Genomic DNA, 25,341 nt, shown 5'->3' with positions numbered 1-25,341 from the left:
CGGCCCCTAGTTCACCAGATCCCTCACATCCTTCTTGATGCGCGCCAGGACAGTTGGATCGGAAGAGTAGTGATCTTCCGCCTTAGCGAGTGCGGCCTCTGCTTTTTCCCTTTCGCCGAGATGGCTGTAGGACCGCACAAGCATTACCCAACCATCGGGGTTGTCCGGATTTTCCTCCAGTTTGGCGGCGAGGCCGGCGACCATTCCTTCGATCATGTCGGCCTGTTCGTCCGCCGTCAGACTTTGAGCGGCGGCGATATCGTCTTCGGTCGGACCTTTGGTTTCCTTTGATGCGGCAATCAGATCGAGACCCAGATTTGCCGCGGTTGCGTTGATCTTCGAAAGAAGGAACGGCGCGGCCGCGAAGCGCTTTCGGGCCGTTTCAATTGCGGCTTTGGCCTTCTCCGTGTCGCCGAGCGCCGCGCGGATCTGGGCAAGTTCCTGCCAGCTCTTGTAGTCGGCCGGGTCTTTCGCCAGCTTTTCATCGAGCGTTTCCGCTCGGGCCTCCAGAGCGTCCTTGTCGTTTTCTATCGGCCTGCCTGCCGCCTTTGCGGTTTCGGCGGGTGTCGCATCGGGCAGGTAGGCCTCAAGATCGCTTTCCGTGAACCTTGCCATGTTGACGATGTCACGCCGGACCAGCGCCATCCAGGGAGCGTTGGGATCGGAGTCCGCGGCCAGCGCCGCCCAATCCGTCAGAGCGCCTTCGAAATCCTGTCCCTGCGCCTTGGCGAGCGCCAGATAGTATCGAGCGCGCGGGTCGTTGGTCTCGTCGCGAATCTGCTGAAACAGTATCTTGGCTGCGGTGGGAACCTTGTTGCCGTTGGCAAGCGTCATTGCCTCGGCATAGGCTGACAGCACTCCCGGATCGTTTTCGGAAAGCTCCGCGGCTCTGCGATAGGCATCGGCCGCAGAGGCGTTGTCGCCGGTCGCGGCGTAACTGCGGGCAAGCAACCACCAGTCTTCGAACGAGTCCGGGTGCTTCTCGACCGTTTCCAGCAGCAACTGGATTCGGCTTTTGATGTCTCCCGCCTCGGCCTTCTTGACGAGAGCTTCCGTCTTGCGGGCAAAGAGCGGGCGGTCTTCCGATCCGGGAGTGCCCAGCCACGCATACCCGGCGAATGATCCGGCAATCATTGCGACCGCTATCCCCAGGGCAAAGACTGGTGAGCGATGGGAAATCGACATTCCGCCGACCGACCGGCGTGCAGCCTGGAGAGCCCTGGCTTCGATCTCGCGTTCGGCGGCTTCAGATTCGGACTGTGAAATCAGTTCCGCTTCGAGATCTCGGTGAACCTCGTCCAGCTGGTCGCGGTAGATTGAAAGGGCTGCATCGGTTTCGTCGCGTTCCGCCTCGGTGCGGCGGAGAAAGGGAAGGGCGAGCCAGATGGCGCTGATGACAATGGCCAGAGCCGAGAATATCCAGAACGAGGTCATGACCTGCTCTCCTGCAACAGTTTGCGCGCTGCTTCGCGTTCGTCTTCTGAAAGGGAAGCGACTTTGGGGACGGTGGTGCGGGATCTCAGGTAAAACGCCGCAAGGATCAGTCCCAGCCCCAGCACCACGGCCGGTGTCGCCCAAAGAACCGCGTTTTGAGCGGTGAATCTGGGCTTCAGAAGCACGTAGTCTCCGTAGCGGTCGGAGATATACGACAGGATTTCCGTGTCGCTGTCGCCTTCTTCCATTCTGGCGCGGACAAGAACCCTCAGGTCCTTGGCCAGTCCCGCATTCGAATCGAAAATGGATTGGTTCTGGCAAACGAGGCAGCGAAGCTGACGTCCGATCTCGCGGGCACGGGCTTCACGCGCCGGGTCCTGGAACATCTCGCTGCCGTCGATTGCGAAAGCGGAAACGCTGAGACAGACAACAGCTACAAGCGCCAGCAGCGTTCCGAAGACCTTGCGGACGAGGATAGGCATCGTCGTTTTCTCCTATTCGGCAGGTTGGGCGGCAGGCGCAGGGGAGCGGCGGGGCGAGGGAACTCCGACCCTCAGCCGTCTGTCGGCAAGGGATATCAGGCCGGAAAGGGATATCAGCAACGCGCCCAGCCACATCCAGGGAACACCAGGATTGTAGTAGAAACGCGTGACGAAGGTTCCGTTGGCCGCCGGATCGCCCAGTACCGCGTAGAAATCGCCATGCCAGCGTGTTGCAATTCCGGCCTCTGTCGTCGGTTTGCGTTCGACGGGATACCAGCGGCGTTCCGGATAAAGCGTGGTCAGGGTTTTTCCGTCGCGGCCGATCTCGACCCTTGCGATCGAGGTCTGGTAATTCGGACCGACACCGTTTTCGACTTCATGAAGCGTGTATTCGTAGGGCCCGACCGAAACCGGATCTCCAGGCGTTACGGTCTGGATCTTTTCCACGCTCCACAAGGAGGCGGCGATAACGCCGGCCGAGGCGAGCGCGAGACCGAAATGACCGACATAGAGCCCCCATGCCGAAAGCGGCAGGCCGGCCAGGCGACGGGGAATGCTCGACCATTTCGCGGAGCCTAGTCCGGCGCGTCGGGCGAGATCGAAAAGCGTCGCGACAGCCAGGAAAAGGGCGATCGCGATGCCGAAGAGGCTCGCGACATCCGGAATTCCGTAAAAGATCAAAAGCCCGATACCGAGAAGTGCGGCGATGCCGCCGGTGATCGCGACGTCCTTGCGGACGCGCCGGACATTGGCGCGTTTCCAGGACAGGAACGGCCCAACGGCAGCAAGCAGGGCGACGGCGCCGAAGATCGGCAGGAAGGTCCGGTTGAAATAGGGGGCGCCGACAGTGATCTTTTCTCCGGTCGCGATATCAAGGAACAACGGAAACAGCGTGCCGATAAAGACAGTCGCCGTGCATGCACTCAGGAGCACGTTGTTCATCAACAGTCCGGATTCGCGCGAAAGGACGGCAAAAGACCCTCCCTCCCTGATTTCCGAAGACCTCAAGGCGAAGAGCGTCAAGGCGCCTCCGATCGCGAGGACGAGCAAAAGCAGGATGAAGACCCCGCGTTCCGGATCGTTGGCGAAGGCGTGGACGGATGACAGGATGCCGGACCGCACCAGGAAGGTGCCGATCAGGCTCAAGGCGAACGTGATGATGGCCAGGAGAATCGTCCAGGTGAGCAGCGCCGCACGCTTTTCGACCACAATGGTGGAATGGAGAAGCGCCGTTCCAAGCAGCCAGGGCATGAAAGACGCGTTTTCCACCGGGTCCCAGAACCAGAAACCGCCCCAGCCGAGTTCGTAGTAGGCCCACCAGCTTCCGAGCGCGATACCGGCGGTCAAGCCGGACCAGGCCAGCAGGATCCACGGCCTCATCCAACGAGCCCAGCTCGGATCGACCTGTCCGCGGACAAGCGCCGCGATGGCAAAGGAAAAAGCGGTCGAAAAGCCGACATATCCGAGATAAAGAAGCGGAGGGTGAAAGGCCACGCCCGGGTCCTGTAGGAGCGGGTTCATGCCTTGTCCGTCAAGCGGCGGATTGACGACCCGTTCAAACGGGTTGGAGGTCAGCAATATGAAGGCGAGAAACCCGACACCGATCATGGCCTGCACCGCAAGCACCACCGAACGCATGCTGACGGGAATGCCTTTTCCGAAGATGGCGATCAGAACACTGAACAGGGACAGGATCAGAACCCAGAGCAGCATGGAGCCTTCGTGATTGGCCCACACGCCCGACACTTTGTAGAGAAGCGGCTTTGCGGAGTGGCTGTTCAGCGCGACGTTCAGCACCGAAAAGTCCGACACCACATAAGCATACGTGAGCGCACCGAACGCGGTGGCGATAGCCAGAAACTGGATTTCGGCGGCATTGTCGGCAAAACGCATGGCCGAAGCGTTGTCGGTGCGAAGCCCCCAGAGGGGGATCGCAGACTGAAGAACGGCTACGACCAGGGCGAGGATAAGGCAAAAGTGGCCAAACTCGACGATCATTGTCTGACTCCGTCAAATGATGCGGCGTGTCCATGCAGCGTGGAGAGGAACGTCTCGAGCTGATCCAGGGACATGTGGTGCGGAACGGGAAGGGGAAGCCGGCGTTCCAGCCGTTCCGGTTCGGGAATGGAAAACGAGCTTCTTGAAGGAAACTGGACCAGCTTGCTTTTCTTGAGCCGGGTGAAGATCCGGCTGATCGTTTCGGTGTTCAGGCCGAGATAGTCAGCGATGTCTTCGCGCGTCATGGGAAGTTCGACGAAAACTGCCTGGCCGCACGGGCGGCCCAGCCGGATTGCCATGTCCAGCAGAAAGAGCGTCACCCTTTCCGTGCTGTCCAGTCTTCCCAGGGTGACCAGGTGGGAGGAATATCGCTCCAGGCGCTGGTGAATGACGCTGAAGAGGTTGGCGATGACTTCCATGCCGTCCGACGGTGCGGCGTTGTCGGCTTGGAACTGAGCGGCGACCTGAAGCTCGAGTTCGCACAGGACGGTGTCGCAGAAGGCTTCAATCCAGGCGCCGGAATGCTGACCGGTGCTCATGCCGCAGATGATCCCTCCGGGCACATCGAGGCCAAGGATCTGACGGCGCCCGTCCGCCAGTCCGACGCACATCGCGGTCATGCCATTCAGAAGGATCCAAACCTTTCGGCAGGACCCGTGTTCCAGTTCGAGCCGGTCGCCCCGGCGCAAAACCTTATGCCGTTTTAGTGGCTTCGGGCCCGATATCGACCGGCAGACCCTGTGCTGGCAACCGGCGTCATCACAGCCGGTGTGGCCTGTGACCGTAGAAACGTGGGTCATCGTTTGCGTCCCGCTTGGTCCGGTTCCGCCTCTCCCACGGCTCCCCGGTTTCCTTACGCAGGTGAAACTATTGGGCCTCTCAAGAGGGAACTATGATCTAAATCATTTCAAGTATTTGAACTTTCATAGGTGAAAAGGTCGAAAGTGTAACCGATGCGTGTAACTGGTCTTTCCTGATAAATGTCAGGGACCGGCCACAACCCGACTCTTACTGTCGCCATCGTTGGAACTGTACTCGTGAGGGAGTCGGGTCTGTGAGATACCTAATATTCGCAATTGGCTTGTTCGCCTTCGGAACAGCCTTTGCTCAAGATGTCCCGGAAACGGTCGATCAAGCCGTTGCCGCGGAAAAGGGCTGTATGTCCTGTCACGAAGGAATCGAGAAATTCACCTCCGGCGTTATGATGGAATCCATCGAGGCCATGGGACCGGATCTGGGCGATCCGGCGGGGTGCGTGGTCTGTCACGGCGGTAACCCGCAGGGGCTGACCGCAGAAGAGGCCCACAAGGGAACACCCGCCGATCTCGCCGAGGCCGGCGGTCCGCACATGTTCTATCCCGATCCGGGCGCGCTCTGGATCGCGGACAAGTCTTGCGGCCAGTGCCACGAGGGCTACGCGGAACGTCTGACCAAGTCGCTGATGAACACCGAGGCCGGCAAGCTGCAGGGGAACCTGTGGTCCTGGGGCGTGATCGACACCCACCGGTCCGTTTACGGCAACTATGATCTTGTCGACGAAGACGGCAATGTTCCGACCGTTGGCACGGATGCCTACAAGGACTACATGGTCGCCTTCAGCGAAGCGCATCCGGACCAGATGCCGACATCCATGGAACAGGTCCCGGAAGTCGATGTCGATGCTGTCTCCCAGCATCCGAATCTTGCCGGTATCACCTATTCCCGCCAGCAGTGCCAGCGCTGCCATGTGGGCGTCACGGGCCGCGAAAAACGGGGCGATTTCCGTGGGGCTGGTTGTTCGTCTTGCCACGTACCCTATTCCAACGAAGGGCTTTACGAAGGCAACGATCCGACCATCGCCAAGGACCAGCCGGGCAAACTGCTGACACACCAGATGCAGGGCACCCGGAAGTCCAAGGTCAAGGTCGGTGAGGTCGAGTACTCCGGTATTCCGTCCGAAACCTGCAACTCCTGCCACAACCGCGGCAAGCGTATCGGCGTGAGCTATCAGGGCATCATGGAGTTCCCCTACGGGTCACCCTACGATGAAAAGGGCGGCAAGCAGCCCAAGCTGCACACCAAGAACTACGTCTACATTAAGGACGACCTGCACCATTCCATCGAATCGCGGGAAGGCAACCCGGCCGGCGGCATGCTCTGCCAGGACTGCCACACCTCCGTGGACATGCATGGTGACGGCAACCTGCCGGGTACGACCCTTGCACAGGTGGAAATCGAGTGTGAGGACTGCCACGGTACCGTTTCCAAGTTCCCCTGGGAATTGCCTCTCGGATATGGCGAGGAGCATGAAACGGATATTGGCGACACGGCACGTGGCCTGGCCGACGATGTCACGGCGGAGCAATATTTCGCGGAAGTCTATGACGCGGAAGACGGCTATCTGCTGAGTGCCCGCGGTAATCCGCTGGGGAACGTCATACGCCGTGGCGACAAGGTCATCCTGCACTCCGCATCGGGCCTCGATTTCGAAGTTCCCGTTCTGCGCCAGTTGGCGATCGACGGAACCTGGAAGTCTCCGAATGCCGAAGTGGCGATGATGAGTGTCGGCAAGCACATGGAAAGCATGGAATGCTATGCGTGCCACGCGGACTGGGCTCCGCAGTGCTATGGCTGCCACATCACCGTGGACTACTCGGAAGGCAAAACCGATGTCGACTGGATCCACAACGCCAACTCGCGCGGCGAGGACGGTCTGACCGCAGACAACCAGTTGGGTACGAACGGCCTGACCAGCCCGGGTAAAGTCGCCGAAACGCGCTCCTACCTGCGTTGGGAAGAACCGACCCTCGGTATCAACGGTGAAGGCCGCGTCAGCCCGCTGATGCCCGGTTGTCAGGTGATCACAACCGTGATCGACAAGGACGGCAACACGGTCGCCCATAATGAAACCTGGATGACGCCGGATGCCGGTGGAACGAAGGGTCTCGATCATGCAGCGGTTCAGCCGCACACGGCCGGACGGGAAGCCCGGACTTGTGAGAGCTGCCACAACAACCCGAAAGCACTGGGTTACGGCATCTCCGGCGGACGCTTCATGAAGGGTTACGACAAGGGCTTCACGGTCGATCTGGAAACAGCGAAGGGTGAAATCATCCCGAAACAGACCCAGATGCAGTCGCAGGCTGTTCCAAGCCTCGACCATGACCTGAGCCGGATCGTGACCGAAGAAGGCAAGCAGCTTGTCACGGTCGGGTCGCACTGGCCGCTGACCGGTCCGCTGCCGCAGGACATGCGTGAGAAGATGGAGCGCACGGGCCTGTGCATGGGTTGCCACCAGAACATGACGAACGAAGACCTTTGGAACAAGGTCAACTCGCCTGCCTTCCTCAATAACGAGGAACACCAGGATGTCATGAACAAGGCGGTTCACGCCCTTGCCGACAAGAAGAGTGCGCAATGACGCGCAGCATCCCCCGCTCTCGCAGCGGGGGATGCCTCTGGCTAATCCTTGGGGAGCAAACCGATGCGTTTCAGCCTAATTTTCCTCATACTGTCCGGCCTTCTGGCCGTTCCCGCCGCCGCAGCGCCCGGTTCGGTGCTGCTCATTCACTCCAACTACACCGCCGGAGAGCTTCTCTCGCCCTGTCAGGAAGCCGACAATGACGCCCGTTGGGGCCAGGCGGCTGAAATCGAATGCGAGCAGTACATCATCGGCTACATCGATGCGCTGGAAGCAACCGGCGCCGTTGGTGAGGGAACCGATATCTGTCTGCCCGCGCAAAATACCCCTGACGAGGTTCGCTGGGCATTCATGCGTTGGGTCCATGGCGCCTTCACCAAACGCAAGGCCATGATGGCGGCCGAGGCGCTGATGGAAACACTGAAGCAGGACTTTCCCTGCAAAAAGTGAACTTCTGGCGGCCGAATGAAACAAAGGCACAAGCTCCGGTGGAGCTTGCGCCCTTGTCTGTTTTGACAGGCCTTAACGGCCGGTCTCCTCAAGGCTTTTCGGGCATTGCGCCGTCGATGAAGCTAGTTCGTTCCCGGCGGAGGCGGCAGCTCTTGGAGAGCGGCGGCACAGGCCTGCTGGAGCTGGTTCATGTTGGCGTTCAGGCAGGACAGAATGCGGCCGTTACCTCTCGGGACGTTTGCACAGAATTTCTGGTAGTCGGCGCGGCAGACCGACATGGTTTGCCGGGCCTTGGCCTTCATTTCCGGCGTGATTGTCGTCTGTGCCAGGGCGAGGGGAGCGCTCACGGCACTCGCGCAGCTTGCCGCAAGCAGAATTCCAAGTAGCCGTTTCCGGATCTGCATCGTCATAGTGAATTTCCTTTTGGTTGCGGTTCTGAGGGAGAGGGAGGCGGGAGCATTTCATCCCGGCGAGGCGCGTTTCCGCCGCGCTTGGCGATGGAAATGCCCGGTGGACCGAACAACGACAAAATCCTGTCGCGCCATGTCGCGGCCGACCTGAAGTCCTTGGCCATGGCGATCCATTCGGAAAAGTTGATCCGAACCGGATTGAGATCCGGGTCTTTACCGGCCAGTCCGTAACGCAGACGCTCTTCGACCGGCGCTTCCGCGAAGGTGCCGAACAGCCGGTCGAAAACGATCAGGATGCCGCCATAGTTCTTGTCGAGGCAGGAGGCATTGGAGGCATGATGGACCCTGTGGTGGGCCGGTGTGTTCAACACCCACTCCAGCGGCCCCAGACGAGGCACGGCTTCCGTGTGGACGAAGAACTGGTAGGCGAGGTTGAGGCCGAGCATGCCGACTACGGAAAAAGGATGGAAGCCGATCAGCGGCAGCACCAGAAAGAACAGGAAGTTGCCCGAGATCTGGCCGGTCCAGCCCAGGCGGATCGCAGCCGTCAGATTGAAGTGCGTCGCCGAGTGATGCACGCTGTGGGTCGCCCACATCCATCGTATCCGATGCGACGCCCGGTGAAACCAGTAGTAAAGGAATTCCGTCGCCAGGAAGAGCGCGGCAATGGCAAGGGGGGCAGTGGCGGGAAAGTCGAACAGACGATGCTGATAGGCCAGCACGAAGGGGATGGCGACGAGACCCGCTTCCAGTCCCTTGACGATCTTGTTGCCGACGGCAATGACGAGCGACGTCGCGCTTTCGGCCAGGTCGTAGGTTGCGTGGTCGTGCCGGGCAAGCCGGCTCACTCCGAATTCCAGTGCGATCAGGCTGATCGCGATAACCGGCATCACATAGCGAAGAGGGGCTTCGGGCGAGAAGAAAAGTGTCGGGTCCATCGCTGGGACCTCCCGAACCTCGTGTGAATTTTCAATGCGCAAACAGCGGTGCGGGAAGACCTGGCGGTCTGAGCCGGTCAGGTCTTCCAGACAGTCAGACCCTGTTAGCGGGAGATGGTGGTCTGGCGGTTGATCGATCCGCCATAGGAGCCGGAACTGGTGGACGACCGTGTGCAGGTGCCGTTCGCGCAGACGGTGCTGTTCTGGGTCTGGATCTGATTCCCGTATGGAGTGGTGCGCGTCGCGGATCGATTGCAGACGCCGTTGGCGCAGCTCCCCGTGGCGCTGAAGGTAGCCGTCCCGGCCGGTCCGGAACGGGTGGTGTTGCGTGTCCAGGCACTGGCATCGGCTGCCAGCGCGAGGGAGAGGGTGGCGGCGAGAATCGAGGTGGACAAAATGCGTTTCATCGAACAGTCTCCTTCAGTGTTTTCGCAAGGCCGGTCCTCCACCAGTTGCTGGAGCCCGGGAATGGGACCTTTCATCCGGCGCAGGGGGGGGGCGTGCCGGGTGAAGTCCGGCGGACGACCGGCTTGCAACGAAGACATTGGGAGGGGAATGTCGTTGGCGTTTGACGCCGTTGAATCAATGCGTTTCAAAAAGTAGCGGTTGCGTAACAGAATGTTGTCGGCCAGGGCCGCGGTTTCCGTCCACGCACCGTCAGAGGATACCGATTTGACCTTTCTTCGTTTCTTTTTCATAAGCCTTTTTGCTTTGGCCGTTTTTCAACCGGCACAGGCTCAGGACAATCCTATCGTCAAGAGAATGGCAGCGTTCGTGAAGGCCTATAACGCGCAGGACGCCGCAGCCGTATCGACCTTCTACACGGACAAGGCCGCTCTGCTGCCGCCGCGGAGCAAGGCGCTGGTCGGACGTCAGGCGATTGCAAACCACTATGCGCAAGCGTTTCAGAATGGCGTCGAGGCGCTCATCTATCAGGTGATAGAGATCGATCAGGCGGGTCCCGGTTCCGCGGTCGAGATTGGCGAAACCCGGGTCAAGTTCAAAGCCCAGTCGATCGCCGGGCGGTCCATTCATGTCTGGAAAAACGTGAATGGCGAATGGTTCATTCACCGGGACATGTATCACGTGCTGGCCATTTCCGAATGACGCGTCCGCAGCCCCTCCACCGGAGGGGCTGCCGGCGTGCTGTCCATTGACCCTCAGCTATCGTCGGTCGAATGTCCTGCGGTCTTGCGGGAGAAGAGCGGCTTTCCCCAGTAAACCAGCAGCGTTCCAGCCGTTGACGCGAGAGCAGCCAGACAGAGGATCCATTTTGTAAAGCCTTCCATCGCCCCCTGGATGAGAAGGGCATGGATGACGGTCGCGACCACGACGACCAGGGCGAGCCCGTTGTGAACAAGCCGCCATGCGGAATAGCGCAGGCCCCACCGGCGCCGGAACATGACAAGAAGGGTGGTAAGCAGAATTCCCCACAAGGCGATCACGCCGTAGACCGAGAACGGTGTCGGTGCGACAAGCAGAAGGGCGTCCAGCGTGTCCGCGGCGCTGGTGAGGTAAAGGCCGGCGAGATGCAACAGGACGCAAGCGACGATCGCGGTGCCGACAAACCGGTGCCATCGGCGCTGCTTTAGAACACCGGGGCCGGGCAGAAATCCTGCCGCCAGCAGGGGCTGGATAAAAAAGAAGGCCAGACCGAAAATTCCGGCGAAACCACCGAAGATGTAAGCCGTGTTTCGATATGCGAGATAGGGGCTTGCCGTAGCCATGATGACCGGAACGGTCATCATGGCCGCAACGCCGGCCCAGACAATGATGAGGTGCGTCATCCGCCGTTTCGAGGTGAGCATCCCGGTCGGCGTAGTCTCAGGCAGGCGCCAGGACGAAATCTGCATTGACCGAAGTGTCGCGCGCGCTCGGCATCACGGGGCGGAGAAACACGGTCTCGAATGCACCGTCGTCATAGGCGAGGTGGGCGTGGGGCTGGCCGAAATTCGGCACGATCTGCTCTGTCTCCAGCCGGAAGCTGCCATCTGCGGCCGTCAGCACGCTGCCGTGATTGCGCGGCTCGCGTTCTCCACCCAGAATCGTCGCGGCCCAGATCTGAATTCGCACTCCCGAAAGGGGCGCACCGTCTCCAGCCCTTCGCACCGTTCCGGTCACCCAGAAGCCGGAGCCGAGTCGGTCGACCAGAGGCGCGTTGGGCCGGTAATTGTTGCTGCCGCCGCGCATGGTGCGTGTCGGGGCGAGGCCATTGGCCTGTGCAGGCAGGCTCAGGCCCACCGGTCCCTGAGCCAGGGTCATGCCGGTCATGCCGGCGGTTGTCAGAAAGCTGCGGCGGGTAAACAGGAAGGAGCTCATGTTGGTGTCGCCTTTTCCCGGAGATTGTGTGGCGGAGAGCGGCGTGAACCCAGGCTCACCGCGCCTAGTAAACAGTATAGTTTCCCTTCACGATCAGGATACGTTGTGTCCGCGCACAATTTTGTGATCCGGGAGGCGATCGGCATTTCGCACCAAAGCACGCATGGAGTTGAGATGAGGCCTGAATTGAAGAACCGGTTTGCGGAAACGCTGGCGCATCGTTCACCCGGGACTTTCCATTTCCGTGAGATCTACGGACCGGACTGGGAGGACCTTTCCATCGGCGACCGGGTGAAACTCGGGAATGTCTTTTTGCGCATGGTGCGGAATGCGACCTTTCCGGACGTGCGCGATACAGGCCAAAAGAATGCCGGCGGCCGGATCTACGTCAAAACCGGTTGAACAATTTTCTCGAAACTGGCCCCCGGCAAGCCTTCGAACGTGGTTACACCGGCTTCGAATCGTATCCGGCCTCCTTCAGGACCGCTGCGATTTCCTCCGTGGAGCGGGTGCTGTCGATGGCTACCGTCCTGTTTTCCAGATCGAACTCAAGCGACGCGGCTCCGTCGATCTCCTTGACCGCATTATCGATCGCCGCCTTGCAGTGATTGCAGCTCATGTCCGGAACGCTGAACTTCATTGTCGTCTCCTGTGATTGACGAGGACGGATTGTTCCGGTTCCAGTCGCGGGAGGGTCAAGAGAAAAAATTTAATCTTCGCGAGGACTTGACCTTCCAGTCACTGGAAGCGCCATCTGGAGGCAATCGTTTTGCCCCTGCTGGAGTTCTCTCATGTCCGCCCGACCGAAAGTTACCCTGTCCGTGCAGGGAATGTCTTGCGCGTCCTGTGTCGGTCGGGTCGAGCGCGGCCTGGCCGCCGTCGACGGCATCGGTGATGTCTCGGTGAACCTCGCAACGGAGAGCGCGCAGTTTACGGCGGCGCCCGGCGGAACTGCCGCGGCTGTCGAGAAGCTGGAGCAACTCGGTTATCCGGCAAGGAGCCGGACGGTGAGCCTTAACATCCAGTCCATGTCCTGCGCGTCCTGCGTCGGCCGTGTCGACAAGGCGCTGAACGCAGTTCCCGGAGTTTTGAGCGTCAGCGTCAATCTGGCATCGGAGACCGCCAGCGTGAGCTATGCCGAAGGGGCGACGACGGTCCAGGACCTTTTGAAAGCGAGTGCCGACGCCGGGTATCCGGCAAGTGTGGCGGAGGCCGGCGCCACGCAGGACCGCAGCGAACGCAAGGAAGAGGAAGCGCGCGATCTCTCGCGAAAGATGCTTGTCGCGGGCGCCTTCGCGCTGCCTGTGTTCCTGATCGAGATGGGAGGGCACGCGATTCCAGCTCTTCATCACCTGATCGCGTCGACCGTCGGCCAGCAGGCAAGCTGGGTTCTGCAATTCGTTCTGACGACCATTGTGCTCGCCGGTCCGGGGCGCATCTTCTACCTCAAGGGTATACCCGCATTATTGAAGGGTGCCCCGGACATGAACAGCCTGGTGGCTGTCGGAACGGGTGCTGCCTATCTTTATTCCGTGGTCGCAACCTTTATGCCGGAGCTTCTTCCGAGCGGGGTGCGCGCGGTCTATTTCGAGGCGGCTGCGGTCATTGTCGTGCTGATCCTTCTGGGGCGCTTTCTGGAGGCACGCGCCAAGGGGCGAACGGGCGAGGCGATCCGCAAACTCATGGGTCTCCAGGTCAAGACGGCGCGGGTTCTGCGCGACAATGAAACGCTCGAGGTCCCCATTGACTCTCTCGGCCTTGGCGACATCGTCGTGGTGCGTCCGGGGGAGCGGATCGCCGTCGATGGCGAGGTCATGGATGGATCGTCTCATGTCGACGAGAGCATGATCACGGGCGAACCTCTCCCGGTCGTGAAGTCGGCCGGAAGCGCGGTCACCGGCGGCACGGTCAATGGCGCGGGCGGGTTCCGCTTCAAGGCGACGCGCGTCGGCGCCAATACGACGTTGTCGCAGATCATCCGCATGGTCGAAGAGGCGCAGGGCGCGAAACTTCCGATCCAGGGGCTGGTGGACCGCATTACCCTTTGGTTCGTTCCGGCGGTCATGACGGCGGCCGTTCTGACTGTCCTCGCTTGGCTGATTGCCGGGCCCGACCCGGCGCTCACGCTGGCCCTGGTCGCGGGCGTGTCCGTGCTGATCATCGCCTGCCCGTGCGCCATGGGGCTGGCGACGCCGACATCCATCATGGTCGGGACGGGACGGGCCGCGGAAATGGGCGTCTTGTTCCGCAAGGGGGACGCGTTACAGCAACTGGCCGAAACCGGCACCGTTGCGCTGGACAAGACCGGCACGGTGACGCAAGGCCGTCCGGAACTCACCGATCTGGTTCTGGCCGATGGCTTCGACCGCGATTTCGTCTTGTCGCGCATCGCGGCGGTCGAGGTGCTTTCCGAACATCCTGTCGGCGAGGCCATCGCGCGAGCGGCCGTCAACGAAGGGGTGGAGCGGCTTGAGGCGGAGGGCTTCACCTCGGTCACGGGGCACGGCGTCGGCGGGACAGTGGAGGGACTGCGGATTCTGGTTGGCGCCGATCGCTTGATGGAACGCGAAGGCCTTTCGACAGAAGCTTTTGCCGAGAAGGAAACGGAGCTGGCGAAGCGCGGGCGTACCGTGCTCTACGCGGCGGTTGACGGCAGGGTTGCCGCCCTGATCGGTGTTGCCGACCCGGTCAAGCCTTCCAGCCGCGCTGCCATTGCAGCGCTGCACGATCAGGGCCTGAAGGTCGCGATGATCACCGGAGACAAGCGTGAGACCGCCGAGGCGATTGCCGCGGAAACCGGTATCGACACGGTGATCGCGGGCGTGTTGCCCGATGGAAAGGTCGCGGCGCTGAAGGCTCTGCAAGGCGAGGGGAGCCGCATTGCCTTTGTCGGCGACGGTATCAACGACGCGCCCGCGCTGGCGTATGCCGATGTCGGTATCGCGATTGGAACCGGCACGGATGTGGCGATCGAATCCGCCGATGTGGTGCTGATGTCTGGCGATCTCCGGGGCGTCGTCAACGCCTTCGAGGTTTCCCGCCGCACCATGCGCAACATCCGCGAAAACCTCTTTTGGGCCTTCGCCTACAACACGGCTCTGATACCCGTTGCCGCGGGCGTGCTTTATCCGGCGTTCGGCGTGCTGCTGTCGCCGGTTCTGGCCGCGGGTGCCATGGCACTGTCTTCCGTCTTCGTTCTCACCAATGCCTTGCGCCTGCGCCGGATCGCCCCGGCCATGGACGAGACGGAAACCCGGGGTACGGTCAGTGCGGACGCGCCGGCGATGCTTGCGGAGTGAGGTGAGGGGCAGACGAAAGACGTTTACCGTCATTCCGTTTGTTCGGCCTGGTCCATTGCCTTCTAGAAAACCGGGTGGAGCGCGCTTCTCTGATTTTCCAACGTGAACACAACGACAAAGGCCGGGCGTTGCCCGGCCTGTCAGTTTCAGGGAGCTGCAATCCGGAGATCAGCTCGTCGCGCGGTTCCTACGGCGGGAAACCAAACCCAGTCCGCCTACGCCGGCCAGGAGTAGCGGAAGTGCCGCCGGAAGGGGCACGGCTGCAACGGTAAGGCTGGCAGCCGTGATGTTGGTATTGCCGTCGTCATATTTCGATACGCCGCCAGCCAGGAACTGGACCACGTTGGCATAAATTTCCAGACCTTCCAGCAAGGCGAGACCGACGGTGCCGAAGGAGCCGTCATCATGTTTGGAATACAACGGGTTTGCGACTTCCGTGTTCCAGGTGGTTCCCCCATCCGAGGAATATTTCAGGATGACCTGTTCGACGGCGGGTGTGGTGCCGTCGTCATCGTCATAGGTCAGCATTCCGGAGAAAGCGAGTATCTTCACAACGCTATCGAACTGAACCTGAACAAACTCGTTTTGATTGATCCCGTCCACTTCGTTGTTGTTGCCGCCGCCGGTTACTCCGAAGCCGACATCAAACAGTGATTTCTTTTTCTTTTGCTTCTGCTTCTTCTTCTTTTTTGACGACACAGTTGAACTGATCTCGTCACAGGCGAAGCTGGTGCCGCAGCCGTTGTCGGTCTTGTGCGTGGCGTTGATGAGGTCACCGCCGGAACCGGAAATCGTGTAGCCGGTGCCTTCAACGGTACCGACGACCGTACCTCCCGGTGTCGCAACATCGATCGAGCTGGAAGTGAAGTCCAGGAAAGTGACTGCACCGGCCGGGCTGGCGAAGCCGACCATCAGTGCGGCGGCAAGAAATATTTTTTTCATGGTCAAATTTCTCCGCACCGCCTTCTGCGGTAATTAAAATTTGGTTTACGCTACACTTTTGACTCTTTTTAATCAAGTAGTGTTTGCAATTTTAGCGATAGTCGCCTTGTCTACGATCCTGCCAGCCAATTTAAGACTTTGTCGCGCGTTCCTTTTTTTAGGTCGAGTTGTAATCACGTTAAATAAATGACTTGGCTGAAGACCCCTGTCTGTAAGGTAGTTTACGTGAACGACAGAAACGGCCTTATACGGTCGCGTCTTCCGGCCATTTTTGCAAAGATGCCGTGGCGCGATTGCTTGTTGCACGATCCAACGTTTTGTTTCCTCATGTCTTTCGTCCCTCCGGTGTTTGGCCGCTCTTCCTTCGGTCAGGTCTCTTGCCTTGAATTCTCCGTAAGACGTTCCAGCAAGCCGGCCAATGTGAAACAACGGTTGAGGGGAGCAATGGACCGCAGCTCAGGGGAATGCCGAGCGGCTTTCCGGCCAGTGCCCATGGAGGTCGTCGATCACGACCGGGTGGCGATGGTCCTTGGTGCCATGTTCTCTCAGATGGGGATGATCCGGTGGCAGGTCCGGATGGGAATGGCGCAGTGTTTCGGGTTCCTTCGCGGGCCAGAGCAGCAGAGCGCCCGCGACACCGACGGTGGCCAGTCCCGCCATCAGGACGAAGGTGGTGTCAAGGCCCAGGGCGGCGCCGAAGCGGCCCGCCAGCGGATAGGCGATCAGCCAGCAGGCATGGCTGAGGGCGAATTGGGCGGCAAAGAGAGCCGGACGATCCTCCGCATGTGCCGACCTGCGCAGTAATCGTCCGCTCGGTGTCTGGGTCAGGCTGAAGCCGAAACCGAGGATCAGCCATAGGGCCATCACGGCCGTCAGAGAGGTGGCAAACGGTCCGGTCAAGGTTCCGGCGGCGAGAAGTGCCGCGCCGGCGATCATCGGCGGCCGGTCGGGCATGTGGTCGAGCAGGCGGGGGAGAAGAAACGCCGCGGCCATGGAGCCGCCACCGAAAGCCGCCAGGGCAAGCGCGACCTGCGTTTCTCCCAGCCCAAGGCGGGCCTGGACAATAACAACCGTGTTCACGATCACCATGGAACCGGCGGCGGACACCGTGAGGTTCAGGGAGAGCAGACCCCGCAGACGCGGGGTGGCGAGATAGATGCGGATGCCCCGCGTGGTCCGATCCCAGATGCCGCGTGGAACGGCCGGCTTGGGTGATGGCAGGGTCACGGAGACGACCAGCGCCGACGAGGCGAGGAACCCGAGCACCGTGCCGCCGAAAAGAACCGGAAAGCTGACCACCGTCAGAAGAGCCGCCGCCAGCATCGGCGAGAGCAGGTTTTCAAGGTCATAGGCCAGCCGGGACAGCGAAAGGGCGCGCGTGTATTCGGCTTCATCGGGGAGGACGTCGGGAATGGTTGCCTGGAAGGTTGGTGTAAAGCCGGCCGACGCAGCCTGGAGCAGGAAGATCAGGAGGTAGATCTGCCAGATTTCCGAGACAAACGGGAGCGCCAGCGCGATGGTCGCCCGGACAAGGTCCAGGGCCACCAGCAGGGCTCGTCTTGGAACCCGGTCCGCAAATGCGGAAGCAATCGGTGCCAGCGTGACGTAGGCTATCATCTTGATCGCCAGCGCTGTGCCGAGAACCAGGCCGGCCTTGTCGCCAGCGATCCGGAAAGCGAGCAGGCCGAGAGCGACCGTCGCAAGGCCGGTACCGATTAGCGCGATTACCTGTGCCGCGAACAGATGCCGATAGGTGCGATTGGCGAGGACGCCCAGCATGAAACCCTCAAAGCAGTTTGGCGAGCGCCCGTATTTCGGCGAGATCCTGCTCGCCGCCATGACCGAGGCAATGATCGATGTGATCGTGAATCAGCATGCGTTTGGCAGCGGTAATCGCCTTTTCGACGGCCTGAAGCTGGATCGCGATCTCACCGCAGGGCTTCCCGTCCTCGATCATCTCGACGACGTGGCGCAGGTGTCCGTCGGCGCGCTTCAACCGCTTGACCAGACCGGGGTGGCTTGCGTGTTTGTGTTGATCTGTCATGGGGGGATTTTATCCCCCAGGGGGGGATAAAACAAGATCCGTCGTGCCGAGCCTGGAAGGTGTAGGCCGAACCAGGACTATTCCGTATGAGCGCTGGCTGCCGTACCCTGGGGTGTGGGCCCGCAAACTTGTGCGTTCAGGTCGCTCAGGAAAGGACTGTATTCAAAGCGTGAAAGCGCAGGAGACAATCCTTTCCCGAGCGATCCGGAAGACACCAATCGGGCGTTGAAAGGCCGTGTCAAAGCCATTGGCCCATGCGAAAGCATAGCTCCGCAGGCTTTTTCTTGCTTTTCTGTGCCCGATTGACGCCTGAAAGCACAATTTTATGAGCCAGTTCCCTGGATCCGGCTCACCCCCACCCACGCGGCGCGTATGCCTTCCATGTCATAGGGTTTGCTGAGAACGGGAATGTCGCGAACCTCTTTAGGAAGAGTGCTGTTTTCGCCGTAGCCCGAGGCAAAGATAAACGGGACATTTTTTGCTATCAGTTCAATCGCGATCGGTATGCTGGTCTCTGAGCCCAGGTTGATATCGAGCAGAGCGAAGTCGAACTTGATGGTGTCGAGAAGCTGAAGCGCCGCGCCAACATTTCCGCGAATTTCCACTTCCTGTGCTCCAAGGCGCCGCAGTGCGTCTTCTCCGTCCATCGCGATAATCATGTTGTCTTCCACCAGCAGAACGCGTTGCGGGAAACCCTCGGTATCGGCAGCCGTTTCCGGGGGCTGCCGGTCCGCGGCCGGTACGGCAACGACGCGGGGTGCGTCCTTTAGATGGATTTCAGGAATGCGGAACCGGGCTCGCAGTCCTGTTACCGCGAAATCCACTTCGGCTTCTCCGCGAAGCTCGAAGGGTATGGTTCGTTCAATGATGGTTGTTCCAAAGCCTTTTCGTGTTGGCGCCTTGACGGGAGGTCCGCCGATCTCCTCCCAGGTCATCACGAAGGAATTGTCTGCATCGCGCTGGAAGCCGATGGATACATTGCCGGTCCGGTCGGAAAGAGCGCCGTATTTTGCCGAGTTCGTGATCAGTTCATGCACGACGAGGGCTACAGTCGAAAAGGCGGTCGGCACCAGCAAGACATCATCGCCGGTTACCTTGAGGCGATGCGCATTGTCGTTCAGGTATCCCGCAGCCTCCGTTTCGATCAATCTTCGCACGGACGCCGGAGACCAGTTTTCTTCGGTTATCTGGTCATGGGCACGGGCCAGGGACTGAATCCGGCTGTCGAGTATCCGGGCAAACTCCGAAGTTGAAACGTCATCCGATTGAGTTTGGTTCAACAGGCTGCGGACGAGGCTCAGGATGTTCCTCACACGGTGATTGAGTTCCGCGATCAGAAGTTCCTGTTTTTCACCGGCGCGCTTTCGCTCCTTGGAGGCTTCCTCCATGAAGCGAAGAACGACCTCCAGAATTGTCAGTCGCAACTGTTCCGCCGCCCGGTGATGCGAGGTGAGCCACTCTTCACTCTGTCCCTGGACAATTTGTTGCCAGGTTTCGAAGCTTTTTCGAGGTGTTAGCCGCGCACCGTTCGGACCGAAAGTCACCGGTTTTTCCGGATTGCCGGCCCAGGAGACCTTCTTGGACACTTCGCGGCGGAAAAACATGATGTAGTCGCGAGGAGACTTTGAAATCGGGATTGCCAGGAGCCCCGCGGCACGCTCGGCAAAGTCGGCAGCGGCAGGCAATTGCGTCCCGAGTTCTGAACTGGAAAAGATGACGCCCGCCGGATTGCGGTTCAGGAACCTGGAGACAACGACGATTTCTTCGTTGGACGGAGTCGAACCGACACTTTCGATCTGTCCATCGAGCATCAGGGTCATTCCGTCCGCTTCCATCAGCTTTAACAGCTCGTCCGAATAGGAAACCAAAATCTCGCCGAGGCCGCCCTCCGAACCGGCAACTCGGGATATGGCGTTGCTGAGTTCCGTGGTCGCGTGTTCGAGATGCAGGTCCTGGGTCGCGAGTCTCTCCCGCAATACGAGCGAGAGAATCTGTCCGAACAGGGACAGGGCGTTGCGGGTCGACTGAGACAGAAGTTTCGGCGTGTTGTGGTGACAGGCGATGAGCCCCCACAGCGTATTGTCGACGACAAGAGAGATCGACATGGAAGCGCCGACGCCCATGTTACGCAAATACTCAAGGTGAATGGGCGAAACGCTTCTTAGAACGGCGTCCGACAAGTCTATCCCCGCGCCTCCGTTGCCCGGGTTGATCGGACTTCCCGCGTCCTGGACATCTGCGATAACGCGGATCGGTGTCCGCACATAAAGAGCACGCGCCTGTTTTGGGATGTCCGATGCGGGGTAACGGAGGTTCAAAAATGCAGCCATCCCGCTTCGAACGGCCTCAGCCGCCACTTCGCCGCTTCCGTCCGGCAAAAAACGGTAGGCCATGACGCGATCGTAACCTGTCAGGGCTCTGACAAACCGAACCGTAAACTGAAGGGTTTCCTCAACTGTCCTGGCTGTGCCCAGGCGGGTTACGGCGTTTTGGACCTGGATCACTTCGTCGCTGACCGAGGACAGGGGGAGCGACGGTTCGAATTCCAGAACAATTGTCTGCTGGGAGACGTGTACGGAAATGTCGTAGCATCTGCCGTTTTCACCGACCTCCACATTTGTGGCGATTTCACATCCCGGACGCGCCCCCAGGAACTGGAGCCGGTTGCGGACGGCATGCAGCGCGCGGTCGTTCAGAAGAGTCGATACAGGAAGTCCCAAGACAGATCCGGAAGAAGGAACGGGCAGGAATGACCCGATGTTCTCCGAGGCATGCGAGATGATCCAGTCGGAGGTCACGCCGAGCAGGAAACCGAAGGACTGGACTCTGCCGAGCAGATGGATGGGTTCCCGGTCGCAATTTGTCAGGTCGACTTCCGGAGACGTTTGATTGCTCATCCGAAGACTAACTCCCTGTCGTCACAGGCTGATAGGTTTGCATTGAAGATCGATAACGCGCTCACGCGCGTTGTCGATATCTCACCCGATGTCCAATTTTGTCTGTTGAGCCATTGGACGAAAGAATTCCAAAGGTGCCGGCCCGCGCCAGGGGAGAGAAACCGGGACAGCAAGATTGAAACTGGGGAATTCAGCTGGCGAAGAATAAACTTGAATCCGAGACGCGATCCCTCAAGTGCACATAGGTCTCCGGCTACAGACGCCCTGTCGGGAACGAAGTTCATTGCCTTGCACGCGGGTACTTTCATTCCCAAATGGTCATGGTTGCCGAGAAGTGCTCCGGCACGCCAGCGCTCGTCGATGAAAGGAACTGCATCGATCACCGTCTTGGACTTTACTGCGGCCTCGAAAGGCGGCACAACCATCGCGTTTGCTGTCTGGAATTTTTCGTAATTTGCACGAAGCCTACTTGGTCCGGCCGTCATTGAGCTCTCAGCCATTTGATGGATTTTCTTAGTTGATTTCCTTAATAAATCGCGCATTTTTTCCGTTGAATTATTGTTGAGTGTTTTTTTGTGGTGATGGCAGTATTTATACTTTGCGTAGTCTAGAGTTAACTCTTCACTTTCTCAACATTATCATTGTATTGGAAATAATCAAGCATGATTGATGGGTGCGAAAATTTGCGAAGTTCTTGAATTAACAGATCTCTTGAGTATTGTGAGTCAACGAACAGCTCTGCGATCGCTCTGTGGTTGTGGCTGGGGAGGTGGAGACTCCCTGTGAGCCAGATTTTTTAAAGAAATTCCAGAGCGACCAGCGCGACCGCGATATAGCGCCCGGTCTTGGCGATTGCGACCAGGATCAGGAACGGCCAGAAGGGCTCCTTCAGCAATCCGGCAGCCAGGGTGAGCGGATCGCCGATGAACGGTGCCCAGCTCAGCAAGAGACTCCACTTGCCGTAGCGGCGATACCAGGCGGACGCCCTGTCCAGCTTCTCAGGCTTGACCGGAAACCAGGACGCATGCGCATAGGACACCGCTCCGCGTCCCAGGGCCCAGTTCACGACCGAACCGAGCGTATTGCCGAGGCTGGCAACCGCGATCAGCAGCGCGGCCGGTTGGTCCCCCAGATAAATCAACGCGGAAAGCCCAAGCTCGGACTGTGCCGGAAGCAGGGTAGCGGCGAGGAAGGAAAGACCGAAAAGGCCGACAAGGGAACCGCTCACAGGGCACGGCTTCCGGTTCGTAATTCACGGGCAGGGGGCGAAATTCGAATTACCTTCTCGTTTCATCGGCAGGATAACGAAACCGGGCATTTTAAAGCGGAGCTTGTTTGTCCGGTGTTTGGGGCTGGTTCTTCGAACAAGCCCCCGATGCCCGCAGGGGTATACGAACTTGCGCCCGGTTATCAAGACGGGGAGGCGTGGATATTCAACAGCGGCCCCGATCTTTTCCGGGCAGATCCAGCTTGGGCGGGTCTTCCTGCTGTGACCAGCGCCGATTTCCCAACTCGGGCAAGCGGGAGCCAGTTGAGAGGCTTCTTTGAAGATGCAGAACCCATCCGATCGTCTCCGATGGGCGGGTGCTTTGGTTCCAGGGCTGGTGAGCCGGTCGACGGATGCTCTGAAACCGAGTGCTGGCATGCCGGCACGCTGGCCGGCGCCATCAGTTCTCCATGACCGTGCGGCCCAGAATTTCGTCCGTGTGTTCTCCAAGTCGCGGAGGAGCGGTAGGCTCGGCAAGAGGGGTGTCACTGAAGTTCAACGGCGAGCGGACCAGCTTGAGCGTACCATGCACTGGGTCAGCAACTTCGATGACGAGACCGCGTTTCATGACCTCGGGAGATGAAAAAACTTCGCTTACCTTGCGGACCTTGCCGCAAGGCACCTTGGCCGTTTCGAGTTTCGTGAGCCACTCACCGGTCGCTCGCCCGCTGAAGATCTCCGCAAGGACTGGAATGAGAACTTCCCGGTTATCGACCCGATCCCGGTTGCGGGTGAAACGCGGGTCCGCCGGCAGATCCGGGCGTTCGAGCGCGGCTTCACACATTGCGCGAAACTGGGCGTCATTGCCGCAGGCAAGCGCCAGGGTGCCGTCCGATGTATCGAACAACTGGTAGGGGACCACCGTTGCGTGCGCGTTTCCGAAACGGCGGCTTTCCTTGCCGGTCTGCAGATAGCCGCTGGCGACATTGGCCAGCATGGCGACGGCCGAGTCGAACAGGGCGATGTCGAGGTTCTGGCCGCGTCCGGTTCGGTCGCGGGCATAGAGTGCGGCGAGGATCGCCTGTGCCGCGTTCATGCCGGTCACAAGGTCGGTGATCGCGACACCCAGCTTCATCGGCTGTCCGCCGGGATCGCCGGTAATTGCCATGAGGCCGCTCTCAGCCTGGATGGTGAAATCGTACCCGCCCTCGGCGGCGCGCGGACCGGTGCGTCCATATCCAGATATGGAGCAATAGATGAGGCGCGGGTTGATTTCGGCAAGAGCTTCATATCCGAGCCCCATTGCGTCGAGCGCGCCGATCCTGAAGTTCTCCACCAGGATATCGGCCTCGAGGGCGAGGCTTCGGATCGCTGCGCGGCCCGTTTCCGACTTCAGGTCGACGGTTGCCGATTTCTTGCCGCGGTTGCAGCACAGGAAGTAGGTGGATTCGCCGCCGATGTCCGGCGGCATCCAGCCGCGGGTGTCGTCTCCGCCCGCAGGGTGCTCGATTTTCCAGACTTCCGCACCGAGATCGGCCAGTGTCTGGGTACAACTCGGCCCGGCGAGCACTCGTGACAGATCGAGGACCCTGATGCCTTCGAGTGGTGTGCGTGTCATTGAGGTGCCTCGATCATGTGAAGTCCGGATCCCAGATGGGCGGCACCGTCGATCTGTATCAACTGGCCTGTCATGAGACGGGCGGCTGGGCTTCCAAGGAACGCCGTCAGTTCGGCAACTTCTTCCACGCTCGTCGGCTCGCCCATCGGCGTGGCGGCGATCAGCCCGTCTAGCAAGGCGCGGGCCGCCTCGTCGGCCAGTCCCGCCGTGACGACCGTTCCGGGTCCAAGGCAATTGAGCCTGATGCCGTCGCAGGCCCATTCGAGTGCCAGCGACCGCGTCAGGCCGAGAACGCCGGCACGGGCCGCGACCGAATGGGCGAGCCCCATGGATCCGCGGTCCACGCCAGACAGGGAGATGTTGACCACCGCACCTTTCGCCTTCTTGAGGTAAGGGTAGGCGGCCTTCGTCGCAGTGAAAATAGCGTTCAGGTTGAGGTCGATGACCGCGTCCCAGCCGCGCCGGCTGATCTTGATCGCCGGGGCGAAAAACTGGCCGCCGGCATTGTTGAAGAGAAGGTCTATACCATGCAGATCGCCGGCCTCTCGTATTGCTTCCTCAAGCGCTTCGGTGTCCCTGACATTGACCGAGACCCCGCGGAAAGTTCCGGGAAGATCGCGCGCAAGGTCTGCGGTTTCCTGTAGCGCCTCCTCGCGGCGGCCGACCCCAGAGACATTCATGCCGAGTGCGCATAGCCGGAGAGCCACGGCGCGTCCGATGCCGCTGCCGGCTCCACTGACAACCGCGCCCTTTCCCTTCATGATGCCGGAATCAAGTACTTCCGGGCCTGCTGCGCTCATGATCTTTCTCCTGAAATTGTCCTGGCCGGCTGTTCGGCGCCGATTTCAGGCGCGCGCGTGCGGGCAATCCGTGTGCCGTTGAAGAGGGCCGGGAAGCTGGGAACGTGCTCACCGTTTTCTAGCTGCTGCGTTCCCCCGCCGGTGCGGAGGGCGCGGATACGCTGGATGCCGTCAGCGGGATGACGAACGGCGCCGGCGGGAATCCCAAGCCGGTTCATGTCGGAGAGCACCTGGTCCATGCTGTGTCGGCGCGTCCAGTGCTCCACCATCTGGTCGAATTCGCCGGCACGTGACATTCTTTCTTCGATGCTGGCCTCCTCGCCGCCGACAAGAGGACGCAGGGAGGCCCAATAGCCGTCGAGCCCGCCATAGATGTAGACGTGGCCGTCGGTGCACTCGTAGATGCCCGAAGGAGCGGAAGCGCGGTCACGATTACCCGAGGGCGGGCCGAGCTGGGCCCCCTCCGACAGCAGAAGGGCGGAGGGGCCAAGCAGCATGGCGGAGGCGACTTCCATCATCGTCAGGTCTATGACGGTTCCGCTTGCGCGTGCGCTGTCCAGCATGGCCATTGCGGTCGAGAGCGCCGCGTATAGACCGGAATAGAAGTCGACTGGCCAGGATGTCGAAATTCGGGGCGAACCGTCCGCATTTCCGTTCATCCAGGCGAAGCCGCTCTCGCATTGGGCGATCGTGTCCATGCACGTACGATCATCCTGCTGGCCGAATCCCGAGATGTATGTGGCGACCAATTCCGGAAAGCGGTGCAGAATATCACCGGGGCCAAGGCAAAGGCGCTTCAAAGCGCGGGGGGACAGATTGCAGATGAAGGCGTCCGCGTCCCGGAGGAGCGCGGCAAGGGCCACGCGGCCCTCCGGGCTGCCTGTATCGATGACGTGGGACTGCTTGCTGGTGTTGAAGGAGCGGAAGTAGGCGCTGCCGAATTCGGTGCCCGGCAAGGCCCGAGAGCCGTCACCTTGTGCCGGTTCCACCTTGATTACGTCCGCGCCGAAGTCGGCAAGCAACTGCGCCGCCGTCGGGCCGGCGATGAACTGGGTCAGTTCGACGACGCGCCTTCCGGCCAGCGGTCTGGGCGTAGCCATGGG

Annotated in this window: 24 protein-coding genes; 5 read left to right on the top strand and 19 right to left on the bottom strand. The window is 60.3% G+C overall.

Going from position 1 to position 25,341, the window contains the following annotated elements:
- Positions 1 to 6: 6 nt before the first annotated feature.
- The 4 genes from ccmI to JF539_RS10975 are packed head-to-tail and all read right to left on the bottom strand — an operon-like array spanning position 7 to position 4,534.
- On the bottom strand, positions 7 to 1,434 hold the full coding sequence (ccmI, locus tag JF539_RS10990; protein WP_207140431.1) for a c-type cytochrome biogenesis protein CcmI: 1,428 nt from the start codon (positions 1,432 to 1,434) through the stop codon (positions 7 to 9).
- On the bottom strand, positions 1,431 to 1,916 hold the full coding sequence (locus tag JF539_RS10985) for a cytochrome c-type biogenesis protein (protein ID WP_207140430.1): 486 nt from the start codon (positions 1,914 to 1,916) through the stop codon (positions 1,431 to 1,433). Before JF539_RS10985 ends, ccmI begins: the two co-directional genes overlap by 4 nt.
- Positions 1,917 to 1,928: 12 nt before the next feature.
- The gene (locus tag JF539_RS10980; protein ID WP_207140429.1) at positions 1,929 to 3,914 is read right to left on the bottom strand and encodes a heme lyase CcmF/NrfE family subunit; all 1,986 of its coding nucleotides are present in this window, start codon (positions 3,912 to 3,914) and stop codon (positions 1,929 to 1,931) included.
- Positions 3,911 to 4,534 carry a helix-turn-helix domain-containing protein gene (locus JF539_RS10975; protein ID WP_207140428.1) on the bottom strand — a complete coding sequence of 208 codons (624 nt, stop codon included), beginning with the start codon at positions 4,532 to 4,534 and terminating at the stop codon, positions 3,911 to 3,913. The genes JF539_RS10980 and JF539_RS10975 overlap by 4 nt, the downstream gene beginning before the upstream one ends.
- A gap of 539 nt (positions 4,535 to 5,073) precedes the next feature.
- Between JF539_RS10975 and JF539_RS10970 the strand changes: the two genes are divergently transcribed.
- A complete protein-coding gene (locus tag JF539_RS10970) occupies positions 5,074 to 7,314 on the top strand; it encodes a hypothetical protein (protein ID WP_207140427.1) in 2,241 nt (746 codons plus the stop codon).
- Positions 7,315 to 7,377: 63 nt separating this feature from the next.
- A complete protein-coding gene (locus tag JF539_RS10965) occupies positions 7,378 to 7,764 on the top strand; it encodes a Rap1a/Tai family immunity protein (protein WP_207140426.1) in 387 nt (128 codons plus the stop codon).
- Positions 7,765 to 7,886: 122 nt separating this feature from the next.
- Here the strand turns inward: JF539_RS10965 and JF539_RS10960 are convergent, their stop codons facing one another.
- From JF539_RS10960 to JF539_RS10950, 3 genes are all read right to left on the bottom strand, one after another.
- Complete coding sequence (locus JF539_RS10960) at positions 7,887 to 8,174, bottom strand: cysteine rich repeat-containing protein (RefSeq protein WP_207140425.1); 288 nt, start codon at positions 8,172 to 8,174, stop codon at positions 7,887 to 7,889.
- The gene (locus JF539_RS10955) at positions 8,171 to 9,112 is read right to left on the bottom strand and encodes a sterol desaturase family protein (protein ID WP_207140424.1); all 942 of its coding nucleotides are present in this window, start codon (positions 9,110 to 9,112) and stop codon (positions 8,171 to 8,173) included. Before JF539_RS10955 ends, JF539_RS10960 begins: the two co-directional genes overlap by 4 nt.
- A gap of 104 nt (positions 9,113 to 9,216) precedes the next feature.
- Positions 9,217 to 9,519 carry a hypothetical protein gene (locus tag JF539_RS10950; RefSeq protein ID WP_207140423.1) on the bottom strand — a complete coding sequence of 101 codons (303 nt, stop codon included), beginning with the start codon at positions 9,517 to 9,519 and terminating at the stop codon, positions 9,217 to 9,219.
- A 355-nt stretch (positions 9,520 to 9,874) separates the two neighbouring features.
- On the opposite strand from JF539_RS10950, the gene JF539_RS10945 reads away from it, so the two are divergent.
- A complete protein-coding gene (locus JF539_RS10945; RefSeq protein WP_207140422.1) occupies positions 9,875 to 10,219 on the top strand; it encodes a YybH family protein in 345 nt (114 codons plus the stop codon).
- A 53-nt stretch (positions 10,220 to 10,272) separates the two neighbouring features.
- Here JF539_RS10945 and JF539_RS10940 read toward each other — a convergent pair whose 3' ends face one another.
- Both JF539_RS10940 and JF539_RS10935 read right to left on the bottom strand, forming a co-directional pair.
- Entirely contained in the window at positions 10,273 to 10,899 is a 627-nt protein-coding gene (locus JF539_RS10940) for a ferric reductase-like transmembrane domain-containing protein (RefSeq protein ID WP_207140421.1), read from the bottom strand.
- A gap of 37 nt (positions 10,900 to 10,936) precedes the next feature.
- On the bottom strand, positions 10,937 to 11,431 hold the full coding sequence (locus JF539_RS10935) for a twin-arginine translocation pathway signal (RefSeq protein WP_207140420.1): 495 nt from the start codon (positions 11,429 to 11,431) through the stop codon (positions 10,937 to 10,939).
- A gap of 174 nt (positions 11,432 to 11,605) precedes the next feature.
- Here JF539_RS10935 and JF539_RS10930 point away from each other — a divergent pair, with 174 nt between their 5' ends.
- Positions 11,606 to 11,833, top strand: a complete 228-nt coding sequence (locus JF539_RS10930) for a DUF1413 domain-containing protein (RefSeq protein WP_207140419.1) — start codon at positions 11,606 to 11,608, stop codon at positions 11,831 to 11,833.
- A 43-nt stretch (positions 11,834 to 11,876) separates the two neighbouring features.
- On the opposite strand, the gene JF539_RS10925 is transcribed toward JF539_RS10930, so the two are convergent.
- Positions 11,877 to 12,071, bottom strand: coding sequence for a heavy-metal-associated domain-containing protein (locus JF539_RS10925; RefSeq protein WP_207140418.1), 195 nt, complete (start codon positions 12,069 to 12,071; stop codon positions 11,877 to 11,879).
- Between the two features lie 151 nt (positions 12,072 to 12,222).
- On the opposite strand from JF539_RS10925, the gene JF539_RS10920 reads away from it, so the two are divergent.
- The gene (locus tag JF539_RS10920; RefSeq protein ID WP_207140417.1) at positions 12,223 to 14,730 is read left to right on the top strand and encodes a heavy metal translocating P-type ATPase; all 2,508 of its coding nucleotides are present in this window, start codon (positions 12,223 to 12,225) and stop codon (positions 14,728 to 14,730) included.
- Positions 14,731 to 14,898: 168 nt separating this feature from the next.
- Here the strand turns inward: JF539_RS10920 and JF539_RS10915 are convergent, their stop codons facing one another.
- The 9 genes from JF539_RS10915 to JF539_RS10875 form a co-directional block, all read right to left on the bottom strand.
- On the bottom strand, positions 14,899 to 15,672 hold the full coding sequence (locus JF539_RS10915; protein WP_207140416.1) for a VPLPA-CTERM sorting domain-containing protein: 774 nt from the start codon (positions 15,670 to 15,672) through the stop codon (positions 14,899 to 14,901).
- A gap of 456 nt (positions 15,673 to 16,128) precedes the next feature.
- A complete protein-coding gene (locus JF539_RS10910; protein ID WP_207140415.1) occupies positions 16,129 to 17,451 on the bottom strand; it encodes an MFS transporter in 1,323 nt (440 codons plus the stop codon).
- Positions 17,452 to 17,458: 7 nt separating this feature from the next.
- On the bottom strand, positions 17,459 to 17,716 hold the full coding sequence (locus tag JF539_RS10905; protein WP_207140414.1) for a metal-sensing transcriptional repressor: 258 nt from the start codon (positions 17,714 to 17,716) through the stop codon (positions 17,459 to 17,461).
- Between the two features lie 323 nt (positions 17,717 to 18,039).
- Positions 18,040 to 20,613 (bottom strand): HWE histidine kinase domain-containing protein, encoded by a 2,574-nt coding sequence (locus tag JF539_RS10900; RefSeq protein WP_207140413.1) that lies wholly within the window; start codon positions 20,611 to 20,613, stop codon positions 18,040 to 18,042.
- Positions 20,610 to 21,155, bottom strand: coding sequence for a hypothetical protein (locus JF539_RS10895; RefSeq protein ID WP_207140412.1), 546 nt, complete (start codon positions 21,153 to 21,155; stop codon positions 20,610 to 20,612). The genes JF539_RS10900 and JF539_RS10895 overlap by 4 nt, the downstream gene beginning before the upstream one ends.
- Positions 21,156 to 21,409: 254 nt before the next feature.
- Positions 21,410 to 21,841: a YqaA family protein gene (locus JF539_RS10890; RefSeq protein ID WP_207140411.1), complete on the bottom strand. Its 432-nt coding sequence runs from the start codon at positions 21,839 to 21,841 to the stop codon at positions 21,410 to 21,412.
- A 439-nt stretch (positions 21,842 to 22,280) separates the two neighbouring features.
- On the bottom strand, positions 22,281 to 23,438 hold the full coding sequence (locus JF539_RS10885; protein WP_207140410.1) for a CaiB/BaiF CoA transferase family protein: 1,158 nt from the start codon (positions 23,436 to 23,438) through the stop codon (positions 22,281 to 22,283).
- Positions 23,435 to 24,238 (bottom strand): SDR family oxidoreductase, encoded by an 804-nt coding sequence (locus JF539_RS10880; protein WP_207140409.1) that lies wholly within the window; start codon positions 24,236 to 24,238, stop codon positions 23,435 to 23,437. Before JF539_RS10880 ends, JF539_RS10885 begins: the two co-directional genes overlap by 4 nt.
- Positions 24,235 to 25,338 carry a CoA transferase gene (locus JF539_RS10875; protein WP_207140408.1) on the bottom strand — a complete coding sequence of 368 codons (1,104 nt, stop codon included), beginning with the start codon at positions 25,336 to 25,338 and terminating at the stop codon, positions 24,235 to 24,237. Before JF539_RS10875 ends, JF539_RS10880 begins: the two co-directional genes overlap by 4 nt.
- Between the last annotated feature and the right edge of the window lie 3 nt (positions 25,339 to 25,341).

The organism is Roseibium aggregatum, from assembly GCF_017309185.1.
Taxonomy (GTDB): domain Bacteria; phylum Pseudomonadota; class Alphaproteobacteria; order Rhizobiales; family Stappiaceae; genus Roseibium; species Roseibium aggregatum_B.
Note: the sequence above shows the minus strand (reverse complement) of the source record. Positions and strands in the feature narration are given on the sequence as shown.

What these genes read in the sequence shown, in the direction of transcription:
- ccmI (WP_207140431.1), bottom strand. Translation starts at nt 1,434, where the DNA reads ATGACCTCGTTCTGGATATTCTCGGCTCTGGCCATTGTCATCAGCGCC.
- JF539_RS10985 (WP_207140430.1), bottom strand. Translation starts at nt 1,916, where the DNA reads ATGCCTATCCTCGTCCGCAAGGTCTTCGGAACGCTGCTGGCGCTTGTA.
- JF539_RS10980 (WP_207140429.1), bottom strand. Translation starts at nt 3,914, where the DNA reads ATGATCGTCGAGTTTGGCCACTTTTGCCTTATCCTCGCCCTGGTCGTA.
- JF539_RS10975 (WP_207140428.1), bottom strand. Translation starts at nt 4,534, where the DNA reads ATGACCGCGATGTGCGTCGGACTGGCGGACGGGCGCCGTCAGATCCTT.
- JF539_RS10970 (WP_207140427.1), top strand. Translation starts at nt 5,074, where the DNA reads ATGTCCTGTCACGAAGGAATCGAGAAATTCACCTCCGGCGTTATGATG.
- JF539_RS10965 (WP_207140426.1), top strand. Translation starts at nt 7,378, where the DNA reads ATGCGTTTCAGCCTAATTTTCCTCATACTGTCCGGCCTTCTGGCCGTT.
- JF539_RS10960 (WP_207140425.1), bottom strand. Translation starts at nt 8,174, where the DNA reads ATGACGATGCAGATCCGGAAACGGCTACTTGGAATTCTGCTTGCGGCA.
- JF539_RS10955 (WP_207140424.1), bottom strand. Translation starts at nt 9,112, where the DNA reads ATGGACCCGACACTTTTCTTCTCGCCCGAAGCCCCTCTTCGCTATGTG.
- JF539_RS10950 (WP_207140423.1), bottom strand. Translation starts at nt 9,519, where the DNA reads ATGAAACGCATTTTGTCCACCTCGATTCTCGCCGCCACCCTCTCCCTC.
- JF539_RS10945 (WP_207140422.1), top strand. Translation starts at nt 9,875, where the DNA reads ATGGCAGCGTTCGTGAAGGCCTATAACGCGCAGGACGCCGCAGCCGTA.
- JF539_RS10940 (WP_207140421.1), bottom strand. Translation starts at nt 10,899, where the DNA reads ATGACGCACCTCATCATTGTCTGGGCCGGCGTTGCGGCCATGATGACC.
- JF539_RS10935 (WP_207140420.1), bottom strand. Translation starts at nt 11,431, where the DNA reads ATGAGCTCCTTCCTGTTTACCCGCCGCAGCTTTCTGACAACCGCCGGC.
- JF539_RS10930 (WP_207140419.1), top strand. Translation starts at nt 11,606, where the DNA reads ATGAGGCCTGAATTGAAGAACCGGTTTGCGGAAACGCTGGCGCATCGT.
- JF539_RS10925 (WP_207140418.1), bottom strand. Translation starts at nt 12,071, where the DNA reads ATGAAGTTCAGCGTTCCGGACATGAGCTGCAATCACTGCAAGGCGGCG.
- JF539_RS10920 (WP_207140417.1), top strand. Translation starts at nt 12,223, where the DNA reads ATGTCCGCCCGACCGAAAGTTACCCTGTCCGTGCAGGGAATGTCTTGC.
- JF539_RS10915 (WP_207140416.1), bottom strand. Translation starts at nt 15,672, where the DNA reads ATGAAAAAAATATTTCTTGCCGCCGCACTGATGGTCGGCTTCGCCAGC.
- JF539_RS10910 (WP_207140415.1), bottom strand. Translation starts at nt 17,451, where the DNA reads ATGCTGGGCGTCCTCGCCAATCGCACCTATCGGCATCTGTTCGCGGCA.
- JF539_RS10905 (WP_207140414.1), bottom strand. Translation starts at nt 17,716, where the DNA reads ATGACAGATCAACACAAACACGCAAGCCACCCCGGTCTGGTCAAGCGG.
- JF539_RS10900 (WP_207140413.1), bottom strand. Translation starts at nt 20,613, where the DNA reads ATGAGCAATCAAACGTCTCCGGAAGTCGACCTGACAAATTGCGACCGG.
- JF539_RS10895 (WP_207140412.1), bottom strand. Translation starts at nt 21,155, where the DNA reads ATGCGCGATTTATTAAGGAAATCAACTAAGAAAATCCATCAAATGGCT.
- JF539_RS10885 (WP_207140410.1), bottom strand. Translation starts at nt 23,438, where the DNA reads ATGACACGCACACCACTCGAAGGCATCAGGGTCCTCGATCTGTCACGA.
- JF539_RS10880 (WP_207140409.1), bottom strand. Translation starts at nt 24,238, where the DNA reads ATGAGCGCAGCAGGCCCGGAAGTACTTGATTCCGGCATCATGAAGGGA.
- JF539_RS10875 (WP_207140408.1), bottom strand. Translation starts at nt 25,338, where the DNA reads ATGGCTACGCCCAGACCGCTGGCCGGAAGGCGCGTCGTCGAACTGACC.